The sequence below is a fragment of the Flavobacterium panacis genome (genome assembly GCF_024649945.1).
Taxonomy (GTDB): Bacteria; Bacteroidota; Bacteroidia; order Flavobacteriales; family Flavobacteriaceae; genus Flavobacterium; species Flavobacterium panacis.
In genome coordinates, this window is record NZ_JANKMS010000001.1 from 901257 (window position 1) to 923891 (window position 22635).

21 protein-coding genes are annotated in these 22635 nt (G+C 33.2%); 4 read left to right on the forward strand and 17 right to left on the reverse strand.

Annotated elements, in window-relative coordinates; genetic code table 11:
• Positions 1 to 74: 74 nt before the first annotated feature.
• The 5 genes from NQQ59_RS03815 to aspA form a co-directional block, all read right to left on the reverse strand.
• Complete coding sequence (locus NQQ59_RS03815; protein WP_144213780.1) at positions 75 to 1457, reverse strand: HAMP domain-containing sensor histidine kinase; 1383 nt, start codon at positions 1455 to 1457, stop codon at positions 75 to 77.
• Between the two features lies 1 nt (position 1458).
• On the reverse strand, positions 1459 to 2133 hold the full coding sequence (locus NQQ59_RS03820; RefSeq protein WP_144213782.1) for a response regulator transcription factor: 675 nt from the start codon (positions 2131 to 2133) through the stop codon (positions 1459 to 1461).
• Positions 2134 to 2298: 165 nt separating this feature from the next.
• Positions 2299 to 2916: a porin family protein gene (locus NQQ59_RS03825; RefSeq protein ID WP_144213784.1), complete on the reverse strand. Its 618-nt coding sequence runs from the start codon at positions 2914 to 2916 to the stop codon at positions 2299 to 2301.
• Between the two features lie 124 nt (positions 2917 to 3040).
• Positions 3041 to 4231: a BamA/TamA family outer membrane protein gene (locus NQQ59_RS03830; RefSeq protein ID WP_257698137.1), complete on the reverse strand. Its 1191-nt coding sequence runs from the start codon at positions 4229 to 4231 to the stop codon at positions 3041 to 3043.
• Between the two features lie 222 nt (positions 4232 to 4453).
• On the reverse strand, positions 4454 to 5863 hold the full coding sequence (gene aspA / locus NQQ59_RS03835; RefSeq protein ID WP_144213787.1) for an aspartate ammonia-lyase: 1410 nt from the start codon (positions 5861 to 5863) through the stop codon (positions 4454 to 4456).
• 156 nt (positions 5864 to 6019) lie between these two features.
• On the opposite strand from aspA, the gene NQQ59_RS03840 reads away from it, so the two are divergent.
• Complete coding sequence (locus tag NQQ59_RS03840; protein WP_144213789.1) at positions 6020 to 6607, forward strand: pentapeptide repeat-containing protein; 588 nt, start codon at positions 6020 to 6022, stop codon at positions 6605 to 6607.
• A 171-nt stretch (positions 6608 to 6778) separates the two neighbouring features.
• Here the strand turns inward: NQQ59_RS03840 and NQQ59_RS03845 are convergent, their stop codons facing one another.
• The 4 genes from NQQ59_RS03845 to glyA all read right to left on the reverse strand — a co-directional run bounded on the left by NQQ59_RS03845 (position 6779) and on the right by glyA (position 10497).
• A complete protein-coding gene (locus NQQ59_RS03845; protein ID WP_144213791.1) occupies positions 6779 to 7282 on the reverse strand; it encodes a GNAT family N-acetyltransferase in 504 nt (167 codons plus the stop codon).
• Position 7283: 1 nt separating this feature from the next.
• Entirely contained in the window at positions 7284 to 8324 is a 1041-nt protein-coding gene (locus NQQ59_RS03850; protein WP_144213793.1) for a GMP reductase, read from the reverse strand.
• 194 nt (positions 8325 to 8518) lie between these two features.
• Positions 8519 to 9112 carry a tRNA-(ms[2]io[6]A)-hydroxylase gene (gene miaE, locus NQQ59_RS03855; RefSeq protein WP_132079980.1) on the reverse strand — a complete coding sequence of 198 codons (594 nt, stop codon included), beginning with the start codon at positions 9110 to 9112 and terminating at the stop codon, positions 8519 to 8521.
• Positions 9113 to 9222: 110 nt separating this feature from the next.
• On the reverse strand, positions 9223 to 10497 hold the full coding sequence (gene glyA / locus NQQ59_RS03860) for a serine hydroxymethyltransferase (RefSeq protein WP_132991450.1): 1275 nt from the start codon (positions 10495 to 10497) through the stop codon (positions 9223 to 9225).
• Between the two features lie 109 nt (positions 10498 to 10606).
• On the opposite strand from glyA, the gene fahA reads away from it, so the two are divergent.
• A complete protein-coding gene (gene fahA, locus NQQ59_RS03865; protein ID WP_144213795.1) occupies positions 10607 to 11890 on the forward strand; it encodes a fumarylacetoacetase in 1284 nt (427 codons plus the stop codon).
• Between the two features lie 82 nt (positions 11891 to 11972).
• Here fahA and NQQ59_RS03870 read toward each other — a convergent pair whose 3' ends face one another.
• Positions 11973 to 13157, reverse strand: coding sequence for an endonuclease/exonuclease/phosphatase family protein (locus NQQ59_RS03870; protein ID WP_144213797.1), 1185 nt, complete (start codon positions 13155 to 13157; stop codon positions 11973 to 11975).
• Between the two features lie 214 nt (positions 13158 to 13371).
• Complete coding sequence (locus NQQ59_RS03875) at positions 13372 to 14412, reverse strand: agmatine deiminase family protein (RefSeq protein WP_144213799.1); 1041 nt, start codon at positions 14410 to 14412, stop codon at positions 13372 to 13374.
• A gap of 188 nt (positions 14413 to 14600) precedes the next feature.
• On the opposite strand from NQQ59_RS03875, the gene NQQ59_RS03880 reads away from it, so the two are divergent.
• Positions 14601 to 16118 (forward strand): choice-of-anchor I family protein, encoded by a 1518-nt coding sequence (locus NQQ59_RS03880; RefSeq protein ID WP_144213801.1) that lies wholly within the window; start codon positions 14601 to 14603, stop codon positions 16116 to 16118.
• A gap of 200 nt (positions 16119 to 16318) precedes the next feature.
• On the forward strand, positions 16319 to 17578 hold the full coding sequence (locus tag NQQ59_RS03885; RefSeq protein ID WP_144213803.1) for an OmpA family protein: 1260 nt from the start codon (positions 16319 to 16321) through the stop codon (positions 17576 to 17578).
• A 296-nt stretch (positions 17579 to 17874) separates the two neighbouring features.
• On the opposite strand, the gene NQQ59_RS03890 is transcribed toward NQQ59_RS03885, so the two are convergent.
• The 6 genes from NQQ59_RS03890 to NQQ59_RS03915 all read right to left on the reverse strand — a co-directional run bounded on the left by NQQ59_RS03890 (position 17875) and on the right by NQQ59_RS03915 (position 22621).
• Positions 17875 to 18765: a carbon-nitrogen hydrolase gene (locus NQQ59_RS03890; protein WP_144213805.1), complete on the reverse strand. Its 891-nt coding sequence runs from the start codon at positions 18763 to 18765 to the stop codon at positions 17875 to 17877.
• Between the two features lie 95 nt (positions 18766 to 18860).
• On the reverse strand, positions 18861 to 19154 hold the full coding sequence (locus tag NQQ59_RS03895) for a type II toxin-antitoxin system RelE/ParE family toxin (RefSeq protein WP_144213807.1): 294 nt from the start codon (positions 19152 to 19154) through the stop codon (positions 18861 to 18863).
• Positions 19154 to 19399 carry a hypothetical protein gene (locus NQQ59_RS03900; RefSeq protein ID WP_144213809.1) on the reverse strand — a complete coding sequence of 82 codons (246 nt, stop codon included), beginning with the start codon at positions 19397 to 19399 and terminating at the stop codon, positions 19154 to 19156. Before NQQ59_RS03900 ends, NQQ59_RS03895 begins: the two co-directional genes overlap by 1 nt.
• Positions 19400 to 19556: 157 nt before the next feature.
• Positions 19557 to 19967, reverse strand: coding sequence for a hypothetical protein (locus NQQ59_RS03905; RefSeq protein WP_144213811.1), 411 nt, complete (start codon positions 19965 to 19967; stop codon positions 19557 to 19559).
• A 343-nt stretch (positions 19968 to 20310) separates the two neighbouring features.
• Positions 20311 to 21189: a DUF808 domain-containing protein gene (locus NQQ59_RS03910; protein ID WP_144213813.1), complete on the reverse strand. Its 879-nt coding sequence runs from the start codon at positions 21187 to 21189 to the stop codon at positions 20311 to 20313.
• Positions 21190 to 21580: 391 nt separating this feature from the next.
• On the reverse strand, positions 21581 to 22621 hold the full coding sequence (locus NQQ59_RS03915) for a hypothetical protein (protein ID WP_144213815.1): 1041 nt from the start codon (positions 22619 to 22621) through the stop codon (positions 21581 to 21583).
• Between the last annotated feature and the right edge of the window lie 14 nt (positions 22622 to 22635).

A 22635-nucleotide genomic window follows, 5' to 3' on the forward strand; every position in this document is an offset into this window, starting at 1 on the left:
CTTTTAGTTTATACTTACAAATTAACTATCAACGAATTATACCGTTCTTAACCTAAAATTAGAATTTCCTAAATTTAAACATTAGATTTTTTAATGTTTCTTTTCTTGAAGATAATCGTTACGATTGTTCCTTTATTTTGCTCAGATTGTACTTGTAGTTCTCCTTCGTGCATTCTGATAATTTTAGAAGCCAAAGGAAGTCCTAAACCATAACCTATATACTTAGTCGCGATTTTCCCTCTAAAGAAAGGTTCATACAAATGCGGAATATCTTCTGGCGGAATTCCGATTCCTATATCATTAATCGAAATTTTAATCTTATCTGAATTTGCTGAAAGATTTACAAATACTTCATTATTATCAGAATACTTTACTCCATTCGTAATAATATTATTGATTGCCAATTCGAGCAAAGGTCTGTTACACGGAAGCAAAAGCAAGTTAGAATCTTCTGGCGCAATATCAATTTTGATGCTCACTCGGTTGTCTGGATAAATTTTATCCAAATCAGATTTTACATCTAATAACAATTCGTCAACTCTGGCAATATCTGATACTTGTTTCTGACCGTCATAACCAGTTTGTGTTAGCTTTAAAAGACTTTCGGTTAAATTTCCTAATCTTGAAGCCTGACTGTAAATATTTTGCAACGATTCTACGTATTCTTCCTTTTCTCTTTCTTTAAGAAGCATAATCTCAGCTTCGGCAATAATGGTAGTTATTGGTGTTTTTAATTCGTGAGAGGCATTATTAATAAAATTGGCTTGAATTTCGAAAGAAGTTTCCAAGCGATCCAGCATATTATTAAAGGTGTTGGTCAAATCTGAAATCTCATCTGAATTTTTAACTTCTGGAAGACGATTATGAAGGTTTGAAGCACTAATTCTTTTTACTTCTTTTGTAATTCGTGCAACAGGATTTATTACTCGCTTTGCCAAAAATCTACCTAAAAGAAAAGCCAGAATAACGAAACCAATACCGCCAAAAAGCATAATTTTGACAATATAAACCGTTGTATCTTTTCCTTTACGATCTCTCGCGCCAACAATTACAATATATCTTTGTCCGTTTTCTTCAAAAATCTGTCCTAAATAATATTTGTTATCTATTTCGTAAGAATCTCTTCCAGTGCTTAAAATATTGGTATAAAAAGTATTCGGAAGATTAAGATTGGTATTATAATCAAAACTGTTATGACTGTTGATTTTTAATACATATTCTTCTTCTTCAATTAATTCTTCAAGACCATTTTTTTGAAGATTTTTATAGTACTTTATTTTCTCAGGATCTTTTTGAAAATGAATAGACGCGACAATTTTTGACCTGTCATCTAAACGCTTTAAAAAGTGATATCTATTATTTTCTCTGAATAAAAAAAACACGATGATACACAATAGCGATGTACTAAAGGTAGAAAGAGCAACGTAGTTGAAGGTAATTTTTTTTCTAATATCCATTTTATGGCTTTATAACATAACCTAAACCTTTCATGGTATGAATAAGTTTGGTATCAAAAGGCTTGTCAATCTTTCTTCTTAAATAGGTTATATACACATCGACAACGTTGGTATTCATATCAAAATTAATATCCCAAACATTATCCAAAATTTGATCACGAGATACAATTCTGCCTGTATTTTTTGCGAGATAGTACAAAAGTTTAAATTCTTTGGCCGTTAAAACAATATTTTCTCCGCCTCTCTTAACTGATTTTGCACGTCCGTTTATTTCTAAATCGCCAATTGTTATAGTATCAATTTTCTCCGTTTCCTGATGCGATCTTCTATAAAGTGCATTTACGCGAGCATCTAATTCTCCAAATTTAAAAGGCTTCACCAAATAATCATCTGCACCAGCATTAAGACCAGTAACGATATTTTCTGAAGTTCCTAAAGCCGTCAACAATAAAATAGGAACAAAGTTTTTAGCTGCGCGAAGTCTTCTGCAAATTTCGATTCCGTTAATATCCGGAAGCATTACGTCTAGAACTACGACGTCGAAAGTATAATTATGAATCATCTCAAGAGCAGTTTTGCCATCAAGAGCCACACTTACTTCATTATTATTTTCGGCAAATCCTTTTCTTAGTATAGATAATAGATTTGGTTCGTCTTCGACTATCAGTAATTTCATCTTGAGAAGTTTGTATATACAACAAAAATAAGAATTGAGTTTCAAAAATAGTACTTATTACGGATAGAAATTTTGATTTAATTATAAACAATTTAGTCAATACACAAAAAAGCAGACTTAATAGTCTGCTTTTTCTTATTTATTTAGGTTTAAAGCCTTTAATTATTAATTTTTGAAGTTAAAACTTAAAGTTGCACCAAGTCCAAATTGAAAAGTTGAAATGTAATCTTCAATAGCCACTGGTCCTACCCAATAGCTCCAATAATAACTCTCTCCAACTGCCGCAGACATTGATTGCAAATAAGCGTTAATATTTACAGATACAGCTGAATCTGTTTTAATTTTTACACCACCTTTTATATCCCAAGCAAAATAAGTACCACTTCCTCCTTGAGGTGATTCTACAATACCAACTCCCGCACCTGCACCCAAAAACGGAAGCAAATTTGATCCTGTATCAAAATAATGAGTGAAATCTGCTAAAATGAAATTGAAGGCACCTTTGTCGTTGGTATTAATCTGGATTCCTGCAGGACCGTACAAAGGTATTTTTACATCTGCTCTTTGATACTTTAACTCAACTGAGTTATTGGTTGAAAAGAAATACTCAAATCCCGCACCATATTGAAAACCATCTTCAATTGTTGCAGAATAATTGTTATAATCTAACTTATCTGAAAAATTATAACCTCCATACAAATTAAGAGAAAATGATCTTGCATCCTGAGCCTGTATCCCCATCGCCGACAGAAATACAACTAATAATAAACTGTACTTTTTCATAAATTTTGGATTTTGTTTGTTAATGGAATAATCAAAATTAATCTTTTTCTTTCAAAAATTGATTTATTTTAGAAAGAAAAAACTTAAAAACAACAACACAAACATTTGAAAAACAAAACATTAACTAAAAAGTCTCGCCCGCATTCAAATAAAAAGCCTTTGAGTTATTTCCCCAAGCATAATCTAAAACCAAGTTTGTTTTAGTCGCTTTATCAATTAAAATTCGAAGACCAATTCCAGCAGCAGGTTGAATCGATTTAAAAAGAGAAAGATTGGTAACTGAATTACTGGCGGTTACAAAATTGGTAAAAACCGTACCACTCAACAATTGATTACAAGTAATTGGAAATCTAAATTCGGTAGATAAATAAACTAAACCGTTTCCTCTAAAAAGTCCTTGTGTATAACCTTCCCCACTTCTGCTTCGTTGATCCCAACCAATTGCGGGCAAATTTAAATAAGGAACTTTTCCCCGAGTTACAAATTGTCCGTAAGTCCAAAAAGCTAAAATATAATGTGGATTTTTATGCGAAAGTGGAATAAAATGTCTGTATTCAGCAAATAAAACATTGCTGTAATCCTGATTATTAAACAAAACGGGATTAAATCTATAATTGATATTGGCGAACCAACCTTTGGAAGCATTAACCTGATTGTCTCTGGAATCGTAAACTAAATTCAGACTTAGTCCGTTGAGAAAATATTCTGAATTGTCGAATCCATATTTTTGACTGTAATTATAATGATACGTTAGATTTCCGTTTTCTACATCCAATTCTTTATCCTTAATACTAGAATACCAATCAATGTTGATTCCTCCACCTACATAAAAATTCTTTCTCACTTCAAAAGAAACTGTTTGATGAAACTTGAAATAATTGTAATCCATATCCTGAGCGATAGAATCGATACTGAAATTTTCTCTTTTGCTATGATGTGGAATAATATCAGTTCCTAGACCATAATTAGGCTGTGAAAAAAGATAAATTCGATAATCACCGCTCAAAAAGATTTTATTGTTCTTAAGCAGAATATTGTTTTTAATGTTTACAAGCCATTGATCTTTCAGAGTATAAGTAATTCCAACGTTGGCAATGGAATATTTATCTTTTTCTTCTTTTCCTTTAAAGGTATATTGCGCAATAGCACCAAAAAAAAATCCAGTTGCCGGTTGAGAGCCGATTGCTGGAATTAATAGGAAGAAATTGTTTTTTGTGGGTTTAACAACTAATGAATTATCCTCTTTTTTAAAGATATCGAAAATGGTTTTTGGTGGACAAATTTCTGAAGTTTCTATTTCCTCTTGAGAAAACATATTAAATGAAATAAAAAATAACAATCCTAAGATTTTACACTTGTACTGAAAGCCATTATTTTTTAAAAAATTCACCATTTAAAAAATTTATTTCATTAGAAACCAGCAACATAATGTAAATATAATCCTAATTTTCAACATCTTACGAATTAAAACCAGATTTATTCCAAAACAAAAAAAGCCGTTAAACAATTAACGGCTTTTAATTAATTCTCTAAAAAACTATTTTGTGATGAACTTTGGATGAATTAAGTTTTCTAAAGAATAGATTTCATCCCATTTTTCCTGTGTAATTAACTTTCGTTCTAAAACAGCAATTTGATGCACACTTTTGTTTGTTTTTAAAGCTTCACCTGCAATACTCGCACTTTCTTCATAACCAATAATCGGGTTTAATTGCGTCACAATTCCTATACTGTTCATGACCATATTATAACAATGATCAACGTTTGCAGTGATTCCGTTAATACATTTATCGATTAAAGTTTGAATCGCATTTGAAAGATAATCTAACGACGTAAACATAGCAAAAGCAATTACAGGTTCCATTACATTCAATTGCAATTGTCCCGCTTCTGCTGCCATTGTAACTGTTAAATCCTGCCCGATTACATAAAAACAAGTTTGATTTACGACTTCCGGAATTACTGGATTCACTTTTCCTGGCATAATAGACGAACCAGGCTGACGTGCAGGAAGATTAATTTCATTTAAACCTGTCCTTGGTCCAGAACTCAATAAACGTAAATCGTTGCAGATTTTTGAAATCTTTACCGCAGAACGTTTTAAGGTTCCCATAATCTGAACGTAAGCCCCTGTGTCTACCGTCGCTTCAATCAAATCCGGCGAAAGCGTTAACGGAATTCCAACCTCATCGGCTAAATATTTTACGCAGATTTCTGGATAACCTTCTGGAGCATTTACTTTTGTTCCAATTGCCGTTGCGCCCATATTGATTTCCAATAATAATTCTTGAGCATTTTTTAAACGCTGAATATCTTCGCCAATTGTGGTTGCGTAAGCTTTAAATTCTTGTCCTAAAGTCATTGGAACAGCGTCTTGCAATTGCGTTCTTCCCATTTTTAAGACCTCTTTGAATTCTTCTCCTTTTTTAGCGAAAGCAACTTCTAAACCTGCAAAAGTTTTGATGAAACTTTCCATTTTCAAATACAAAGCAATTCTAAATGCTGATGGATAAGCATCGTTTGTAGATTGCGAGCAGTTTACATGATTATTTGGATGAAGAAACTGGTATTCTCCTTTTTTATGACCTAAATATTCTAGTCCGATATTGGCAATTACTTCATTCGCGTTCATGTTAACAGAAGTTCCTGCTCCACCTTGAATTAAATCGCTCACAAATTCCTGATCAAATTTACCTGCAATTACCTGATCGCTTCCGTAACAAATCGCTTCTGCAATTTTTGGGTCAATTGCACCGCAATCTTTGTTAGCCAAGGCAGCAGCTTTTTTCACATATCCTAAAGCCTTGATAAATAAAGGTTCTTTTGAAATTGGAATACCTGTAATATTGAAATTTTCTACCGCTCTAAAAGTTTGGATTCCGTAGTATAAATGATTTGGAATTTCTAATTCCCCTAGAAAATCATGCTCTTTTCTTGTTGATTCCATATTGTGAAATTGATAAATTTTAGCTTAAAAAATACCTGTAAAGCTACATTAATTTTATTCTAAAGTCGTTAATAATTTCAAAATGATTCCGATTTTCATCGAAAATTCTACAGCAAATTATTACCTTTTCAGTCTCAAATAATTATCAAAAAAGAGTTGAAAAAAGAAAGCGAATATTTTCTTGATAAAGAATACAATACGATTGTTTACGACAAAGATGATCTTAATTTTAAAGACTTCGAATGCTGCGTTTTTAATAATTGTAACTTTTCAGCATGTACTTTCTTGGCTGTTACTTTTATTGACTGTGTTTTTAATGATTGTATATTTACCGAAGCCAAAATCAATTATGTTGCTTTTAGAACGGCAACTTTTAATCGATGTGAGATTAAAGACGTCAATTTTGCGATGTGTGATAAATTGATTTTTGAAATCGAATTTAATGACTGTATTCTTGACTTTTCGAAGTTTTACACTCTAAAATTAAAAGGAACGTTTTTTACCAACTGCAGTTTAATCGCTGTCGATTTTATGGCTGCAGATCTAACGAGTGTCGTTTTCTATAATTGCGATTTATATCGTTCTGAATTTAATAAAGCCATCGCCAACAAAACCGATTTTAAAACGAGTTTCAATTATACTATTGATCCGTCTAAAACTAAATTGAAGAAAGCTATTTTTTCTTTGAGTGAAGTGAAAGGGTTGTTGTTTAAACATGATATTATTGTGAGTGATCAGAAATAAAAAAAGCCACTAACTATTGGCTTTTTTTTATTCATTTAATGATTCACGCGAAGTTTGTCATTCCGACGAAGGAGGAATCTCCACAAGTAGCTCCGCATAGAATATCACCAATCTTTGTAGAGTTTCTCGTGGAGATTCCTCCTTCGTCGGAATGACAAAAATGCTGAAAACTTAATTTGAAATCTGCTTCCCCATCACAAAATCCTCCATTAAATAACCGTTTCCAATTTCAATATCAACCGTTTCTTTAATTTCAAAACCTAATTTTTTATAGAAATTCAACGCTGTATTAAAACGGTTTACATTCAATAAAAGATTTTTTGAATTATTTTCTAAAGCCAATTTTCCAATTTCTTCAAAAACGATTTTGCCATAGCCTTTTCCTTGCGTTTCTGGTAGAAGATAAATTTTATGAATTTTGGTTATCGCTTCGTTTTTATAATTGTGCTCAATTCCGATAAAACCAATTTCAGAATCAGCATCTGAAATTAAATAAAATAATTGCTCTTTATTCTGAATTTGTTTTGAAAGTGCTTCATCAGAATATATCATATCCAACATATATCCTAATTGTTCCGCCGTTAAGATTTCGCCATACGTAATTGGCCAAGTTATACGTGCAATCTCTTGAATTTTAGTAATATCTTCAATAGTTGCTTCAGTAATTTGAATCATATTATTTTGTAAAAACTTGATTTTCTTGTTCGCTTACGCGGATGAAAGTCGTACGTTTAGTTAATTCTTTTAATCTTGAAGCTCCAACATAAGTACAAGTGCTTCTAATTCCTCCTAAAATATCTAAAACAGTGTGAATCACATCTCCTTTAAACGGAACCTGAACTGTTTTTCCTTCACTTGCTCTGTATTCTGCAACTCCTCCAGAATGTTTATCCATGGCTGTTTTCGAACTCATTCCGTAAAATTGTTTGAATTTTTCTCCTTTTACTTCTATCAACTCACCACCACTTTCGGTATGTCCAGCTAACATTCCACCTAACATTACAAAATCGGCTCCTGCACCAAAAGCTTTTGCAACATCTCCGGGAGTTGTACAACCGCCATCGCTGATAATATGTCCACCTAAACCGTGTGCGGCATCAGCACATTCAATAATAGCAGAAAGTTGCGGATAACCGACGCCAGTTTTAACACGTGTTGTACAAACAGAACCTGGTCCAATTCCGACTTTTACGATATCAGCGCCTGCTAAGAGTAATTCTTCGGTCATTTCTCCTGTGACCACATTTCCAGCGATAATTATTTTATCGGGATATTGTTTGCGAGTTTGTTTCAAAAACTGAACAAAATGTTCGGAATAGCCATTTGCCACATCAATACAAATAAATTTTAACTGAGGATTTGATGCGATAATCTGTTTTACTTTCTCAAAATCTTCTCTTCCTGTACCTGTGCTTACAGCGATATAATCGTAGAAATCTGGACTGACATTTTTCAAGAAATTATTCCATTCTTCTAAAGTGTAATGCTTATGAATCGCCGTAAAAAGCTTTTCTCCTGCCAAAACCTTCGCAATTTCAAAAGTTCCAACGGTGTCCATATTAGCAGCCATAATCGGAATTCCTGTCCAGCTTGAAGTACTGTGCAAAAACTTGAAATTTTGTTCTAAGGAAACTTCAGATCTGCTTTTCAGCGTTGATCTTTTAGGTCTAAACATTACGTCTTTAAATCCTAATTTCAGGTCCATTTCTATTCTCATAGTTCGAGATTTTGGTTACTCTCAAATGTACGGAATTTTGGACTTTAGATTGTTGATTTTAGATTAACAAAAAGCTGAACTTGTAAACAATTCAGGCCTTTGATTTGCTTTAAAATTCCACAGAGATTCACAAAAGATAACGCAAAGATTCACAAAGCAAACTGAAAACTGCCACTGAGACTGAAAACTAAAACCTAACCATGAATCGTCTCTCCTTTTCCGTAATTCGTAATGATAGATTCTTCAAAAGCCAACCATTCTCTCCAGCGTTTTTCAACGTCGATTCCTGTTCCGTACTTACGAGCGTAAGTAATGAAAGTCGTATAATGTCCTGCTTCGCTTTCCATTAATTCTCTATAGAAAAGTGCTAATTCTTCGTCTTTGATGTTTTCAGAAAGCACTTTAAAACGTTCGCAGCTTCTAGCTTCAATCATTGCTGAGAATAATAATCTCTCAACAAGTCCAGAAACACGACTTCCGTCTCCGCTTTTTTTCATGTATTGGTACAGTTCGTTTACGTAATCATCTTTACGCTCACGTCCTAGTTTCAATCCTCTTTTGATGATAATGTTATGAACTTGCTCAAAATGATCGATTTCTTCTTTGGCTAAAGCCAATAAGTCTTTCACTAAATCTTGATGCTCAGAGTTATTCGTGATAATTGTAATCGCATTTGTTGCTGCTTTTTGCTCGCACCAAGCGTGATCTGTCAAGATTTCTTCGATGTTTTTCTCAACAATATTTACCCATCTTGGGTCAGTTGGTAGTTGTAATCTTAATACGCCCATTTCTAAAGTTATGAGTTATGAATTAAAAGTTATGTGTTATAAAAGCAAAAATCGAAAGTCAAAAATAAGGCTTTTGACTTTCGATTTTAAAAACTTTAAGACTTATCTAATTAATATGCAAAAATTGGTCTTTCGCTCATTAATTCGTTTACTTCTTCAGCAACTTCTTCGATAAGATCTTCGTTTGTATGATCTGTAAGAACTTTATCGATTAAAGCCACTATAGTTTCCATATCTTTTTCAACTAAACCACGGGTTGTGATTGCAGCTGTTCCAACACGAATTCCAGAAGTGATAAATGGAGATTTATCGTCAAAAGGAACCATGTTTTTGTTTACTGTAATTTCAGCTTTTACTAATGCATTTTCAGCTTCTTTACCAGAAATATTTTTATTTCTTAAGTCGATAAGCATCATGTGGTTATCTGTTCCGCCAGAGATGATGTTGTAACCTCTTTTTACGAAAGCATCAGCCATTGCATTTGCATTTTTTTGTAATTGCATTGCGTAAGTAAAGAACTCATCTTTAAGCGCTTCACCAAAAGCAACCGCTTTAGCAGCGATAATGTGCATTAAAGGTCCACCTTGATTTCCTGGGAAAACAGCTAAATCCAACAATGAAGACATCATTCTGATTTCTCCTTTTGGAGTTGTTAATCCTTGTGGATTTGGGAAATCTTTCCCCATTAAAATAAGACCTCCACGTGGCCCTCTTAATGTTTTATGAGTTGTTGTAGAAACAATATGACAATGTGGAATTGGATCGCTCAATAATCCTTTTGCGATAAGACCAGCTGGGTGAGAAATATCAGCAAATAAGATTGCTCCTACGCTGTCAGCAATTTGTCTAAAACGAGCAAAATCCATATCACGAGAATAAGCAGAAGCTCCAGCGATGATTAATTTTGGCTGTTCTTTTGTTGCAATTTCTTGAATTTTATCATAGTCTAAACGACCCGTTTCAGCATCTACACCGTAGAATACTGGACGATATAAACGACCTGAGAAGTTTACCGGAGAACCGTGAGTCAAGTGACCACCGTGAGATAAATCGAAACCTAAAATAGTATCACCAGGATTCAAACAAGCGTGGTAAACAGCTGTATTTGCTTGAGAACCTGAGTGAGGTTGTACGTTTGCATATTCAGCACCAAATAATTCTTTAGCTCTATCAATAGCAATTTGCTCAATAACGTCAACTACTTCGCAACCGCCGTAGTATCTTTTACCAGGATAACCCTCTGCATATTTATTAGTTAAAACAGACCCTGCTGCTGCCATTACTTCATCACTTACAAAATTCTCTGAAGCAATAAGCTCTAATCCGTGAATTTGTCTTTCTTTCTCCTCTTGGATAAGATCAAAAATTTGTTCGTCGCGTTGCATTTTTATGTTTTTCGTTAATTTCACGCAAAAATACAAAAAAACGTTTGTCAAACTGCTAGATTATGATATATTTGACATGTAATTTTTCAACAAATAATTAACATTAAACATGCCTATAACCGCCAACGATACCAGTAGAAAATCATGGTTAGAAGTGCCAGAAAATAGCGACTTCCCTATTCAGAATATTCCTTTTGGCGTGTTTCTTACCAAAGAAAATGTCGTTACTGTAGGAACAAGAATTGGTGATTATGCTATAGATTTAGGGGCTTTACAACAATTAAACTATTTTGAAGGAATAGAATTAACCGATGATATGTTTATGCAGGATACGCTAAATGATTTTATTTCTGACGGAAAAAAAACATGGCGTCTGGTTCGAAATCGTATCGCTGAGATCTTTGACGAAACCAATCCGCAATTAAGAGATTCAACAAAACACCGAGATATTGTTATATTTAAAATAGAAGATGTAGAAATGCAATTACCAGTTTTAATTGGTGATTATACAGACTTTTATTCTAGTAAAGAACATGCTACAAACGTAGGTAAAATGTTCCGTGATCCAGAAAATGCATTGTTACCAAACTGGCTTCATATTCCAGTTGGATATCACGGTAGAAGTTCTACAATTGTGCCATCTGGAATTCCGGTTCATAGACCAATGGGACAAACCTTGCCAAATGGTCACGATACGCCGGTTTTTGGTGCTTCACGTTTAGTAGACTTCGAATTAGAAACTGCTTTTATTACAACAGATGTAAATGTAATGGGAGAAAATATTCCAACTTACGAAGCAGAAGACTATATTTTCGGAATGGTTTTATTGAATGACTGGAGCGCGCGTGACATTCAAAAATGGGAATATGTGCCTCTTGGACCATTCTTAGCTAAAAACTTTGCCACTTCAATCTCTCCTTGGATTGTGACTATGGATGCTTTGGAACCTTTTAGAACAAAAGGACCAAAACAAGATCCTGCTCCACTTCCTTATTTACAAACTAAAGGAAAAAAAGCTTTTGATATTCATTTAGAAGTCTCATTACAACCTGAAGATCAAGAAGAAACTGTTATTTCAAAATCAAACTTCAAATATTTATATTGGTCAATGAGCCAACAGTTAGCACATCATACTTCTAACGGGTGTCGTGTAAATTCTGGCGATATGATGGGTTCTGGAACGATTTCTGGTCCAACTCCTGATAGTTTTGGCTCTATGTTAGAATTGACTTGGGGAGGAAAAAATCCATTGAAGTTAAAAGACGGAAGCGAGCGTAAATTTATTGAAGATAACGATACTGTAATTATTCGTGGTTTCTGCGAAAATACTGAGGTAAGAATTGGTTTTGGAGAAGTTTCTAGTCAATTATTACCTCCTTTCATCAAACAATGAAGAGCAGATAAGTCTGAAGAGATATAAAAAGTAAAAAACCTTGGCGATGACCAAGGTTTTTTATGCTTTTATTTAAAGTTATTTATTCTAAAATCACCTTTACCCAAACTAAACGGTGATCCGAACTTGATTCGCGTTTTTCAACCAATTCGGCCATTGGTTCACCTTTTGCAGGCCAGAAAACACCGCTATCGACAACCTTAAAACCTAATCTGGATGGCAATACATAATCAGCATGCATTCTCCAAAAGGCCGTATGATTAACCCCAAAAGGATTATTAGGACTAAATTCTGCACCACCTTTACTAGCAGGTGTAAAGTCGCTATTGACTTTCGGACTTTCTATTAAAGACTTTATACCTTCTCTAATAGCATCTCCTTCAACAGGCGAAGCATTTTGATCACCCAATATCACAAATCGAGAATTCGGAGGCAAATCACCTTTTACGCCTTTATCATCGTAAATATATGAAGCCAAATTATCTGAAATATAATCTTTCCAAAATCGGATTTCATCATGATTTCTTTTCCCATTACGATCTTCAACACCATCAAAAGTCGGAGGAGTTGGATGACTAGCTAAAATATGAACTGTTTTATCACCAATCTGTACAGGAACATCCCAGTGAGATTTTGAAGATAATGGAAATTCCTTCCATGCTTTCTTGTTATACCAATCAGATCCATCCGCTTTTTTAGTAAGCAATGCTCCTGGCATATCTTTCCATTTAAAATGCTGAAAAGTACGAATCGCATTAACATCAATAGGATATTTAGACAAAAGCATCATCCCATATTGCCCAGGATAATTACCAAATGCCCATGCATCATTTCCAAAATTAGTCAACTTTCCGTCATTGTTCAAATCGTAAGGACTTGGCTGACCTGTATTCACTGTTGAATAATAGTAATAAGGATAATCAATGGCTGATGCTCCACCTTGGCCTATATTCAAATAATTTTTAATAAATGCCTTTACACCAAGTTCAGGATCTTTAATGTAATCAAATTCGTTTAACAGAATAACATCTGGCCTAACGGTTTGAATAATCTGTGCAATATTTTTGATTTGAGCATTATGCCCCGAACTAAGCTGTTGAATTAATAGTTGCTCCGATTTTCCCATTGCCCCTTTTGGAGAATAATTATCAGATTCCATACTTACATTATAAGTGGCAAATGTAAGTTCAACTTTTTCTTGTGAATCAGTCTGTGAAAATAGAACTCCGGAAGAAAGCACGGAAAGAATAAAAAATATCTTCTTCATATAAAATTAAATCTGCATTTCTGCATTGTTGACTACACGAATATAAGAAGGTTGTTAGTACACACGACAAATCTCTTTGTTAAATATACATCAAAAAAAAGCTGTCACCAAAAGTGACAGCTTTAATAATACAAGAAAATCTCTGTATATCAGATAATTTTATCACAGATTAAGACGTTCAAAGTAATTTCACTCTAATTTGTGACTACTATTTTTATGCAGGAATCTGCTGACTTAAGCAATGCAAAGTTCCGAATCCCCAAATGAAATCAATACAGCTAATACCTATTACTTCACGATCTGGGAAACATTCTGCTAAAATATTCAAAGCAACACGATCATTGCTGTCATTGAATGTTGGCACTAAAACACAATTATTCAAAATCAAGAAATTAGCGTAACTTGCTGGTAAACGTAAATCTTCAAAATCAACACGTTTTGGCATTGGCAATGCTACAATTACAGGCGATTTTCCGTTTTCTAATTTTGCATTCTGAAGACGTTTCAAATTATCCTGTAATGGCTTGTAATTTGAATCGTTTTTATCGGTTTCAACAATCGTTACAATGGTATCTTCATTTACAAATCGGCATAAATCATCGATGTGTCCGTGTGTATCATCACCTTCGATTCCGTCACCTAACCAAATTACATTGGTAACGCCAAGATATTCTTTAAAAACAGCTTCGTAATCTTCTTTCGTAAAACCAGCATTTCTTACTTGAATTGTTGGATGCATCAAACATTCTTCAGAAGTCAATAAAGTTCCTTTTCCGTTTACATCAATTGCACCGCCTTCCACAATTACAGGTTTTCCTTTGTACATCACTTGTGTTAGTGGCACATCAATAAAATCTGCAATTTTGCCTGGTACAAATTTATCTAATTGATAGTTTTTATATTTTGCCCAACCATTAAAATTAAAGTTTAAAGCTTCTCTTTTAGAGCCGTTTTTTACAATAATCGGTCCTGAATCACGCATCCAGCTTCTGTTTGTTTTATGAATAATATAAGAAACATTTTCAAGGTTTACACGAGCTCTCTCAAGCATATCAGCAACTTTTTCTTTTAGCTTTTCATCGGCTACGACCAAAAAAACAGTTTCAAAAGTGGCTACTTTTTTAATAAACTCTACAAAAGCCCATTGAACTGCCTCATATTTTCCCGGCCAGTCATTACCATTATGCGGAAAACACAATACAATTCCTTGTTGTTTTTCCCATTCTGCTGGAAATCTTCTATTATTTGTTGACATAAATTCGTTCTAATTTAGAAAGTGCAAAGATAAGCATTCGTTAGGATTATAAAACATCTGAGTGAAATTCGCACATGATTTCACAAAGGATATCCTGCAAAATTTAAGTTAAAGATTTCATAATGCGTTCTTAATATTTAACAGAACCCACAGAATTACTTTTGCCGAAACTAAAAACTAACACATTCATGAAAAAATTATCAATCTCATTAATGGCTGCCCTTTTGATCTTGGCAAGCTGTAATAATGATGAAAAAAACAACGAACCAGAATTTTCTGTTAACGAGAATCCAGGAACTTTTAAAGAAATTGGTTCTATCACTATTGGTGGAGAAGCTGCTGCTGAAATTTCTGCTTACTGCGAAAAAACAAAAAGATTATTTACAGTAAACAATAGCGGAGTAAATCAAATTGATGTTATTGATATTACAGATCCTACCAAACCGATGAAAATTGGAAAAATTGATTTAGCATCTTATGAAGGTGCTGCAAACAGTGTTTCTGTTTTTGACGGAAAACTAGCTGTTGCTTTAGAATCAACTGCAAACAAACAAGCAAACGGAAAAGTAGTTATTTTTAATACTTCTGATTATAGTTTAATCAAACAAGTTACTGTTGGAGCTTTGCCAGATATGGTAACTTTTTCTCCTGATGGAAAATATATTATGACTGCTAATGAAGGTGAGCCAAATACAGATTACACACAAGATCCAAACGGAACAATTTCTATTATCGAAACCAGCACTTATACTGTTACAACTTTAGATTTCGCTTCGTTTGCAAGTCAGGCAGCTGCTTTAGCAAAAGATGGGTTTAGAATTTCTAAATTTTCTAAAACTAGTTTTGCTCAAGATATCGAACCAGAATACATTACTATTTCTGACGATTCTAAAACGGCTTGGGTAACTTTACAAGAAAACAATGGTGTTGCAAAAGTTGATTTGACTTCTAAAACTATTACTGCTATTTATCCTTTAGGTTTAAAAGATTACAATACTGCTGAAAATGCAATTGATGTAAGTGACAGTGATGATAAAATTGCTTTCAATCCTTGGAAAGTGAAAGGACTTTATATGCCGGATGCTATTGCACATTATACCGTAAATAATGTTCCTTACTTTGTGACTGCTAACGAAGGTGATGCAAGAGAATACAACGCTTATTCTGATGTGAAGCGTATGAAAAGCTTGAAATTGGATGCAACAGTTTTTCCAGATGCTGCTGCTTTAAAATTAGATCCTAGCATGGGAAGATTAAATCTAGTTGCTGATATGGGAGATACAGACGGTGATGGAGATTTAGACGAAATGGTAAGTTTTGGAGGAAGATCTTTCTCAATTTGGAATGGCAACACAGGAAAAATCGTTTATGACAGCAAAAATGACGTTGACAAAAAAACGCACGAATTAGGAACTTACGATGACAAAAGAAGTGATGACAAAGGTTCTGAGCCAGAAGCGGTTGTTACTGCAAAAATGGGGAACCAAAACATTATTTTTGTTGGTTTAGAAAGATCTGATGCCTTTATGGTTTATGATGCTACAAACCCAACATCGCCACAATATTTACAAACTGTAAAAACAGGTGACGCTCCAGAAGGATTACTTTTTATTCCAGCTTCAAAAAGCCCTACTAAAAGAAGTTTATTAGTGGTAAGTAGCGAAGGAGACGGAAGTGTTAAAATCTACCAACCAGACTTAAAATAATATATTTTCAGTACATCAAAAAGAGCAAAATGTAAATTTTGCTCTTTTTTTTTGACTTGTATTAGGCTAATTTTAACGTATTTACATAATTAAAAGCCAAAAGATGGGAATTATGTAAGTAACTATACAACACATTCTAAATATACACGCCCTAATTTTGTTCATGAGTTTAAAATAAAAACAATTTAATTTTTGATATCATGAAAAAGAAATTAGTATCAGCCTCGTTATTATTACTATCCTTCGCCGCTGGCGCGCAAAATATGGCTACCACTTCTACCAAACCTGCCGTAGACCAGGAATTCAATAAATGGTCGATTGAACTTAATGGAGGTGTTAATAAACCAACGAGAACAATGACACCAGGTTATACAACAGAATCTGCAAACTTTTTTCACGGAGATTTAGGTGTAAGATATATGTTTAATCCAAAATTTGGTTTGAAATTAGATGTTGGATACGATCAATTTAAAGAGAAAAAAAATACTCCTGATTTTGAAAGCCGTTATGTTAGAGCAAGTTTACAAGGAGTTGTAAATGTTGGACGTGCTTTGAATTTTGAAACATGGACGAATACAATCGGACTTTTAGCACATGGTGGTTTTGGAGTTTCGCAAATTAGTACAGAAACTGGTTTTGGTGGTCAAGATTATATGGCACACGGAATTGCTGGTTTAACTGGACAAATCAGATTAAGCAACCGTGTAGCTTTGACTGGAGACTTAACAGGTATTGTTAACGGAAGACAAAACTGGAACTTTGACGGAATGGGAAATACAACAACAGGATCTTTTGATGGTGTATTATTAAATGCTTCTGTTGGTTTAACTTTCTACTTAGGAAAACATGAAAGACATGCTGACTGGGTTGGTGAAGAAGACAGAATTGGGGAATTGGAAAAAAGAGTGGACTTAATCGAAACTGGTCTTATCGACTCAGACAAAGATGGTGTTGCTGATTTATACGATTTAGAACCAAATTCTATTGCTGGTGTTGCTGTTAACACAAAAGGTCAATCTATTGATACCAATCAAAATGGTGTACCTGATGAGTTAGAAAGCTATTTAGATAAAACTTATGAAAAGAAAGGCGCTGGTACAAACACAAACAATACTGTTGAAGAATTAATCAACGGAGGTTATGTAAATGTTTATTTCGATTTCAATTCGTCTAAACCTACCAATGCTTCGTTATCTGGTGTAGATTTCTTAGTGAAATACTTGAAAAACAATCCAGGAAAATCAGCAGATATTATTGGTTATGCTGATGAAATTGGAAGTTCAAACTACAATACTGAATTGTCTAGAAAAAGAGCTGAAGCTGTGAAAAAAGTAGCAGTAAACGCTGGAATCGATGCTTCAAGATTGAATGTAATTGCTAACGGAGAAGATACTTCTGTTAACAAAAACTCTAAAGAAGCACGTCAAATCGTGAGAAGAGTTACTTTCCAAGTGAAGTAATCTAAATATAAAGCTAAAAACAAGAAAAGGAACTGTTTCAGTAATGAAGCAGTTCTTTTTTGTTTTAATATAAATTATAAAAGAGCTTCAGAGAAGCAAAATATTTATAGAGTTTCAATAATTAAAACAAAAAAAGCTCCAGCGGAGTGACATATTCACAATTTATATGTCGCTCCGCTGGAGCTTTTTTATTATATGTGTGAATTATTTTCTATAGCTATTTCGCTTCTCTGAAGCGTACAAAAAAAGAGCTGTCTTTTTTAGACAGCTCTTTTAAATAGTATAGATAATTCTAATTATTTATCAATTGCTCTTTTTACAATATCTCCAAAAGCATCAATTCTTCTATCTCTGAAGAATGGCCAGTTTTGACGAACATTTTCTTGTAAATCTAAATCAACCTCAGCAATTAGAATTTCTTCTTTATCGTGAGAAGCCTGCGCTAAGATTTCACCTTGTGGCCCAGCAATGAAAGAAGCTCCCCAGAATTGAATTCCTTCTGTTCCTTCCAAATATTTCTCAAGACCGATTCTGTTTGCTGCTGCAACGAAAACACCATTTGCAACGGCATGGCCTTTCATTACATTCATCCAAGCACCATATTGGTTTTCTCCGTATTGCTCTTTTTCTTTAGGATGCCATCCAATTGCTGTTGGATAAAATAAAACTTCTGCTCCTTTAAGCGCTGTAATACGAGCTGCTTCTGGATACCATTGATCCCAACAGATTAAAGTTCCAACAGTTCCTTTTTTAGTTTCTATGGCCTGAAAACCTAAATCACCAGGTGTGAAGTAGAATTTTTCATAGAAATGAGGATCGTCTGGGATGTGCATTTTACGGTATAAACCAGCTTCTGTTCCATCAGTATCAATAATGTACGCACTATTGTGATAGATTCCAGCCATTCTTTTTTCGAAGAAAGGAACAATGATAACTACTCCTAATTCTTTTGCCAATTCGCTGAATGCAATAAATGAAGTACTGTAAAGTGGTTCTGCTAATGCAAAATTATCTACATCCTCGCTTTGGCAGAAATAATGACTGCTATATAATTCAGGAAGTAAGATCACTTCTGCACCTTGACTCGCAGCATCTCTTACCCAGCTGATACATTTCTTAAGATTATTTTCGGCAACATCATTCAGATTTAACTGAATAACCGATATTTTATATTTTCTTTTCGCCATGACATAAAATTTAGAGTGCAAAAATAGTAAATTTTAGAGGAATGGCAAAGTTAGGTTTTACCTCTTATGCATAAAAAAAGAGCCTCAAAAAAGCTCTATTCTAATTCCCTCTCTGGGAAACGTCTTATTGAAAATATTTTTACAATAAAAACTTCACCATTTATTTCTTTGTAGAGAATTTTGTAATCTCTAACAATAATTTTTCTGTATTCTGGGTCAATTTCATCTTTCTGATATTGTTCTGCAAAAACAATGCTTTTAACAGTTTCTAAAATATCCGCTTTTAAACTTAAAGCTCCTTGAGTAGATTTTTGTTTGTAAAATGTATAAATAGCTTTTAATTCATCTTTGGCAGAATTTGTCCAAATGACTTTTTTAACTCTTTCCATTACCAATTTTCAGATTCTTTTTCCAAATCTTCGTGAGAAATTAGGCTTCCATTTTTTATTTCGTTTTCAGCATTTGATAATTCCAGTTTATATTCTGATCTAGTGATTGGTTTTCCATCAACTGAAAAGGCAACTATTTCATCTTCCTGATAACTTTCAATTACTGCTTTTACTACCTTTAACAGACGTTCATCTGCTGTATTTATATACTCCAAAATACTCTCTCTCAATTCCAAAGCTCCCATAATTCTATTTTTTACAATTCAAAGATAGCATTTTTAAGATGTACTTTAGACCTTATAATTCTTAAACTTTAAATAAAAAAAACCATCCCACATCAGCTTAAAACTAAGCTTCTGCAAAATGGCTTTCAACCTAAAAAAATATCAACTAAACTAGTTGCTATTCGATTACAACTTTCTGAGTTAAGAATTCTGTTTCTGATTTTTTGAATTTAATCTCTACAGTTCCTTTTACAGTTGGTTTAATTTTGTAAACTGTTTTCTTTGGTTCTGGTACTTGTTGCGTACAAACTTCCGATGGATATTTTGCAATTACTTGCAATCCTTTTACATCTCCAATTTTTACTTCTGTAATTTTATCAAATTCTGCACAGGCATTGTCTACAACATACGTTACCTCATAGCTTAATTCTTCATTTACTTTTCCTGTTGCTGGTCCTTTAATTTCTGTTACCAAAGCAGCTTTTGTAGTTGGAGCTGGAGTTTTTTCATCATCGTCATTGCTGCATGAAACAATTGATAATGATAAAAATAATACTACTAAAACTGATTTTAATCTAAAACTTTTCATATAAAATAATAATTAATTGTTAATTACTATGAAGACAGCACATAATTGCAAAGGTTGCTTTGGCAAAATGTTAAAAGTTTTGAATCAACAATTAAACATTTGTAAATCAAACCCTTATTTATTGAAAAATTTTTAATGAATTATTATTTTTTCTTATGAAGAGAAAAATTTTCTTACTTAGCCCCGATAGAAGCGGCATCCTTTTTTTGGTTTTTTCTACCAAAAAAAGATATAGCGGATAGCGGGACCGAACGCTCTTTTGAAAAAACTTTCGATCTGCTCCTAAACAAAAAAAACACCAGCGTTAACTGATGTTTCTTGAAATTATATTTTGAAATTCTAATTAAACTGTTTTCTTTTTAAAGATCTTTTTCAATAGATTTACGATTGCTAAAACAATAAAGCCTATTATAAGTCCGATTGCAAACTCTTTTACAATTGAAGGGAAATTTGGTAAAAGATGGTGAAAGAATTCGATGTTGTGAACGAATAATCCTCCGGAAACTAAAATCAAGGCTATTGTTCCGATTACAGTTAATCCTTTGATTACTTTTGGAAGCGCTTGAACTAATACATTTCCAACACTTTTTAAAAGACTGTTTTCTTTTTTACTGCTTTTAATCATTTTGAAACCTACTTCATCCATACGAACAATAAGCGCTACGATTCCGTAAACGCCAATTGTTGCAATTAATGCGATGATTGAAACTGTGATAATTTGAGAAACCAATGGTTTTCCGATTACGGTTCCTAAAGCGATAATTACAATTTCTACAGAAAGTATAAAATCGGTTACAATTGCCGACTTTACTTTATCTTTTTCGATTATTAGAATTTCTTCTTCAGTAAGAACTTCGTCTGTAATCCCTTCAGATTCTTCGTGTTTGTGAGGTACAATAAATTCATAGATTTTTTCTGCTCCTTCATAAGCTAAAAACAATCCTCCTAAAACCAAAATCACCATGATAGCAATTGGAAAAAAAGCACTCAATAAAAATGCGATTGGAAGAATAATGATTTTGTTTAATAACGAACCTTTTGTGATTGCCCATAAAACCGGAAGCTCTCTTGATGAAGCAAATCCTGAAGCTTTTTCGGCATTTACTGCCAAATCATCACCAAGAATTCCTGCTGTTTTTTTTGCAGCAACTTTACTCATTATAGCAACATCATCCATAATTGCTGCGATATCATCTAATAGAGCGAAAAAACCTGAACCCATTTTTTAAATTTATTTTTAGTGATGCGAATCTAGACAATTTGCCGTAATCTGCCCAACAATATCATATTAAATTTAAGTTTTTTATTCCTAATTTTCTGTAATGTGACTATTAACTACATTGTCCTAAAAGAACCCAAAGAATAATAAAAACGATAATTGTTCCGAAACATCCTCCACCTAATTTTTTAGCTCCGTAACCTGCCAATAATCCTCTAAATATGTTATTCATGATTTTTGATTTTAATTAATAATTTGCTGATTTTTATTAATTTAAAATTGATTATTTTTTCAAAATGAATTGTTATAAAAATTGGGAGAAAAGTTTCAAAATTTGAGGATACAAAAAAAGCATCAGTTTTAAACTGATGCTTTTAATGTAATATTTCTTGAATTAATCGGTATCTACATTTTGACCTCTACTAATTAAAGTTGCTTTATCAATAATTCCTTGACCTGTTGGAGGAGATATAGGATTTTGACTTTGCAACTGAATATACCATCCTGAAGTTGGCGTAATACCTAACAGTTTTTGTAAAATTGCATTAACCTGAGGACTTGGAAGGGCATTATTGCTAAAACTGAGACTTGTATGAGAGCCATAAACCTTTGCTAGTAGCGGAAAACTAATATAACTAAGAGATTTATTTTCAGCAAAATAAACTCCCTTAGTCTTAATCAATGCAGGAAAAGAAATCGATAGCAAAGATGGATTATTCATAATGCTGAGATCATATCCATGCATTCCTTTTAAAGCAGAAAACACAATTGTACTTAATTTTTCGTTATTTTCTATCTCTAAGTCACCATAAATATTAAGCAGATTATCTACTTTTATAGTACTTAATTTTACATTGTCCTGTATAATTAAATTTATCAAATTTGTTGCTGAATTCAAATCTAAAGTTGTCAGGTTTGTTGTATTAGTAACATAAATATTTTCTGTATAAGAACCTAATTCAGATTTTATTTGTGCTCTAGCTTCTGCATCACTAATATCACCAGTTAATACAATACTAGTTTTTCCTTTATTTGAACTACTTCCTGAATATAAAGCGTATGGAACACTTAGAAGCTGACTTGTACCACTAATTGTATAATTGGTTCCTCCAGTTGGATCAATTTCTGTTTTAACAAAATGAGATCCTGCTCCCCAATCAATATCTGAAAACCTTCCATTAATTGCTGTACCACCACCGATTTCTATTGTTGCTAATCCGTTAGTGTTTGTTGTTGTCGTCTGAGTTTCTTCATAAGACGGTTTTCCTGTTTCCGACCCTATTAAAATACTTATTCTAATACCAATTACAGAATTTACAAGTAATGTACTATCCGCTTTACGAACAACAGCCTGATAGCTCATTTTTTGCGGTGCTTGAGCAAGTAAAATGGTAAAAGAACTTAATAATAGAAATGTTAGAGTAATTTTTCTCATATATTTTTCTGTTG

Excerpts from the sequence above, each read along its gene's own strand:
- NQQ59_RS03815 (WP_144213780.1), bottom strand. The coding sequence starts at position 1,457 with ATGGATATTAGAAAAAAAATTACCTTCAACTACGTTGCTCTTTCTACC.
- NQQ59_RS03820 (WP_144213782.1), bottom strand. The coding sequence starts at position 2,133 with ATGAAATTACTGATAGTCGAAGACGAACCAAATCTATTATCTATACTA.
- NQQ59_RS03825 (WP_144213784.1), bottom strand. The coding sequence starts at position 2,916 with ATGAAAAAGTACAGTTTATTATTAGTTGTATTTCTGTCGGCGATGGGG.
- NQQ59_RS03830 (WP_257698137.1), bottom strand. The coding sequence starts at position 4,231 with ATGTTTTCTCAAGAGGAAATAGAAACTTCAGAAATTTGTCCACCAAAA.
- aspA (WP_144213787.1), bottom strand. The coding sequence starts at position 5,863 with ATGGAATCAACAAGAAAAGAGCATGATTTTCTAGGGGAATTAGAAATT.
- NQQ59_RS03845 (WP_144213791.1), bottom strand. The coding sequence starts at position 7,282 with ATGATTCAAATTACTGAAGCAACTATTGAAGATATTACTAAAATTCAA.
- NQQ59_RS03850 (WP_144213793.1), bottom strand. The coding sequence starts at position 8,324 with ATGAGAATAGAAATGGACCTGAAATTAGGATTTAAAGACGTAATGTTT.
- miaE (WP_132079980.1), bottom strand. The coding sequence starts at position 9,112 with ATGGGCGTATTAAGATTACAACTACCAACTGACCCAAGATGGGTAAAT.
- glyA (WP_132991450.1), bottom strand. The coding sequence starts at position 10,497 with ATGCAACGCGACGAACAAATTTTTGATCTTATCCAAGAGGAGAAAGAA.
- fahA (WP_144213795.1), top strand. The coding sequence starts at position 10,607 with ATGCCTATAACCGCCAACGATACCAGTAGAAAATCATGGTTAGAAGTG.
- NQQ59_RS03870 (WP_144213797.1), bottom strand. The coding sequence starts at position 13,157 with ATGAAGAAGATATTTTTTATTCTTTCCGTGCTTTCTTCCGGAGTTCTA.
- NQQ59_RS03875 (WP_144213799.1), bottom strand. The coding sequence starts at position 14,412 with ATGTCAACAAATAATAGAAGATTTCCAGCAGAATGGGAAAAACAACAA.
- NQQ59_RS03880 (WP_144213801.1), top strand. The coding sequence starts at position 14,601 with ATGAAAAAATTATCAATCTCATTAATGGCTGCCCTTTTGATCTTGGCA.
- NQQ59_RS03885 (WP_144213803.1), top strand. The coding sequence starts at position 16,319 with ATGAAAAAGAAATTAGTATCAGCCTCGTTATTATTACTATCCTTCGCC.
- NQQ59_RS03890 (WP_144213805.1), bottom strand. The coding sequence starts at position 18,765 with ATGGCGAAAAGAAAATATAAAATATCGGTTATTCAGTTAAATCTGAAT.
- NQQ59_RS03895 (WP_144213807.1), bottom strand. The coding sequence starts at position 19,154 with ATGGAAAGAGTTAAAAAAGTCATTTGGACAAATTCTGCCAAAGATGAA.
- NQQ59_RS03900 (WP_144213809.1), bottom strand. The coding sequence starts at position 19,399 with ATGGGAGCTTTGGAATTGAGAGAGAGTATTTTGGAGTATATAAATACA.
- NQQ59_RS03905 (WP_144213811.1), bottom strand. The coding sequence starts at position 19,967 with ATGAAAAGTTTTAGATTAAAATCAGTTTTAGTAGTATTATTTTTATCA.
- NQQ59_RS03910 (WP_144213813.1), bottom strand. The coding sequence starts at position 21,189 with ATGGGTTCAGGTTTTTTCGCTCTATTAGATGATATCGCAGCAATTATG.
- NQQ59_RS03915 (WP_144213815.1), bottom strand. The coding sequence starts at position 22,621 with ATGAGAAAAATTACTCTAACATTTCTATTATTAAGTTCTTTTACCATT.